The sequence below is a fragment of the Allobosea sp. P4_C6 genome, from assembly GCF_056402015.1.
Genome location: NZ_JBFUIF010000157.1, coordinates 1 through 3,129, shown reverse-complemented (window position 1 = coordinate 3,129; position 3,129 = coordinate 1). Strand labels below are relative to the sequence as shown.

General features: G+C 64.9%; 2 protein-coding genes. Both read left to right on the top strand.

What is annotated here, in order from left to right; all coding sequences use genetic code 11:
* A partial coding sequence (locus AC1DVA_RS27260) for a lyase family protein (RefSeq protein ID WP_476807967.1) occupies positions 1-1,427 on the top strand: 1,427 nt, incomplete at its 5' end.
* Positions 1,427-2,509, top strand: coding sequence for an ABC transporter ATP-binding protein (locus tag AC1DVA_RS27255; protein WP_265055322.1), 1,083 nt, complete (start codon positions 1,427-1,429; stop codon positions 2,507-2,509). The genes AC1DVA_RS27260 and AC1DVA_RS27255, both read left to right, overlap by 1 nt.
* The last annotated feature ends 620 nt before the right edge of the window (positions 2,510-3,129 follow it).

Genomic DNA, 3,129 nt, shown 5'->3' with positions numbered 1-3,129 from the left:
GCGCCAGGCTTCACCATGCCGGGGCGCTGAGCGCGATTGACCGGGCCCATCTGGTCATGCTGGTCGAGACCGGTATCCTCGATGCGGCCCAAGGTGCGGTGATCGCCAGTGCCTTGCTGGCTATGGCGCACGAGATCGATCCCGCCACGCTGGCCTATGGCGGCGATGTCGAGGACTATTTCTTCTACATGGAGCGGGAGCTCAAGGCCCGTGCCGGCACGGATATCGGCGGCCGCCTGCACACGGCGCGCTCGCGCAACGACATCGACCACACCTTCCTGAAGCTCGGCTTCAAGCCCCGCATCGACGGGCTGCTCGCCGCCTGTCGCGGCCTGCTCGCGGCGCTGATCGCTGTCGCCAAGCGCGACCGCGACGTACTGATTGTGGCCTATACCCACGGCCAGCCAGCCCAGCCCACGACCCATGGCCATTATCTCTCCGCCATCATCGAGGTACTGATCCGCGACATGGAGCGGCTGGAGGCGGCCCGCGCCATCGTCGATCTCTGCCCGATGGGCGCGGCCGCGATCACCACCTCGGGTTTTCCGATCGACCGGCATCGCGTCGCGGCCCTGCTCGGCTTCTCAGCGCCGCTGCAGAACTCCTATTCCTGCATCGCCGCGACGGACTACCTGACATCGGTCTACAGCGCGATTTCGCTGATCTTCCTGCATCTCGGCCGAGCGGTGCAGGACTTCCAGTTTTGGTCGAGCTTCGAGGTCGGACAGCTCTATCTGCCCAACGCCTTCGTGCAAATCTCCTCGATCATGCCGCAGAAGCGCAACCCGGTGCCCTTCGAGCACCTACGGCATCTCTCCAGCCAGGCTGTCGGCCGTTCGCGCGCCGTCATCGACGTGATGCACAACACGCCCTTCACCGACATGACCGACAGCGAGGCCGACACCCATGAGATGGGCTACCAGGTCTTCGATGTCGGCCACCGGGTGCTCGACCTGCTCGCCGCCACGATCAGCGCCGGCCGGATCGACCCCGAGCGCGTCGCAGTTAACCTCAGTCGCTCCTGTGCCACCATCACCGAACTCGCCGACTGGCTGGTGCGCAGCGAGGGCCTCTCCTTCCGGCTCGGCCACGAGATCGCCGCCGATGTCGCGCGCGGCGTAGTGGCAATGGCGGGCGACCTCCCCAGCGACGGCTATCCGGTCTTCCTGAAAGCCTTCGAGCATCATGTCGGACGCAAGCCCGCGGCGGGTGCGACAGAGTTTGCGCGCATGGTCTCGCCCGAGCATTTCGTCAGCGTCCGCGACCGCTTCGGCGGCCCGGCCCCCGCAGCCATGGACGCTGCGCTGGCGGGCTACGATGCGGCGCTGGCAGGCTTCGAGGCGCGCGCGGAGGCAAACCGGCAGCACGAGGCTGACGCCGTCGCGGAACTCGACCGCCGCATTCTCAACATTGCACGAGGCGGGTGATGGCAAGGATCGAGCTTGACAATATCTCCAAGCGCTACGGCAACGTCGCCACCGTCCACGGCATCGATCTGACGATCGAAGATGGCGAATTCGTCGTCCTCGTCGGACCCTCGGGCTGCGGTAAATCTACCACTCTGCGCATGATCGCAGGGCTGGAGGCGATCTCCGGCGGCACGCTGCGCATTGGCGGTGAGGTGGTCAACAACCACGAGCCCAAGCACCGCAACATTGCGATGGTGTTTCAGAACTACGCGATCTACCCGCATCTAACGGTCGCCCAGAACATTGGCTTCGGCCTCTACACCTCGACACTCTCCAAAGCCGAGAAACAGGCGCGAATCGGCGAGACGGCGAAGATGCTAGGCCTCGAAACCTATCTAGAACGGCGGCCGGCGGCGCTCTCCGGTGGCCAGCGCCAGCGTGTTGCCATAGGCCGAGCGATGGTGCGCGACCCTGTGGCCTTCCTGTTCGACGAGCCGCTCTCCAATCTTGACGCGCAGCTTCGCGGGCAGATGCGGCTGGAGATCAAGCAGCTACACCAGCGCCTGCGCAGCACCATCGTTTTCGTCACCCATGATCAGGTCGAGGCGATGTCGCTCGCCGACCGCATTGTTGTCATGCGGGACGGTCGCATCCTGCAGGTCGGCGCACCGATGGAACTCTACAACCGCCCCGTCGATATCTTCACCGCGCGCTTCATCGGCACGCCGGAAATGAACATGATTGATGCGACGGTAACGGATTTCGGGCTGAACGCCGGTCCCAATGGCCCCTCGCTGCGCCTGACTGGCCTGCCGAGGCGACCCGACGCCGGGCGGGCGATCGTTCTTGGCATCAGGCCACAGGAGCTCACCCTGGTCACTGATGAGCGGGACGATTTGCCGATCAGCATTGAGGGCAAAGTCCGCGTTGCCGAACCGCAGGGCTCGGAGACTTTCGTGCTGGTCGATCTGCCGATCGGGCACATCGTCGCGCGGGCTCCGGCCACGGCGATCCTGCGGCCCGGGGACACGGTCGCATTCGGCGCCCATCCAGACAGCGTGCGTATCTTTGACAAGACGACGGAAGCGCTGATCGCTTGAGGCGTCGACCGCGATTGCGCCCTGGCTCGTCGTGATTGACCCCAGGTCGATGATTGAGGTGGAACGAGCGCGTCGCGTGGATGAGGCGGAACCGAGCGCAGGGCTTTGCCACAAGGGCGATCCGCTGGGCATGATCCGCCGAACATCACGGCGCTCTAACGCCCCGATCTACCTCGACCTGTGCCTCCGAGAGCGGTGAACAGGTCGTGGCGCGGCGAGGTGACGGCCGCACCAAGAGGCGTTGTCACATTAAGATTGCTCGTGCTCCGCACCAATGGCCGCGAAGTGGGGTCGGTCAAAGGCCCAAGCCTGACGAAAGCGCTTATCGCTTTGTTTACCTTACGATAGGCACTATTCAGCGTGCCTTCTACGCAGAGGGTGYCGGCCGAGTGCGGTGTAGCGTTTTGCCTCGGTCGGCGTCTCTTCAATCAAAAAACCCATCGGTTGGATCAGGCTCGCGGGGCGCCGCCACGATGCGTGGCGTTGGCCGCTCCCTTAACTGCCCGGCCGGCATCGCCGTCGCCGCGCGCAGGCGAACGGCTGCTACTGATTTTCCTGTCCCACCTGCCGATTCGGCGCTGCCGGCACGCTTGGTGCCTTGTCCCGCTTCCCTCCGGGGC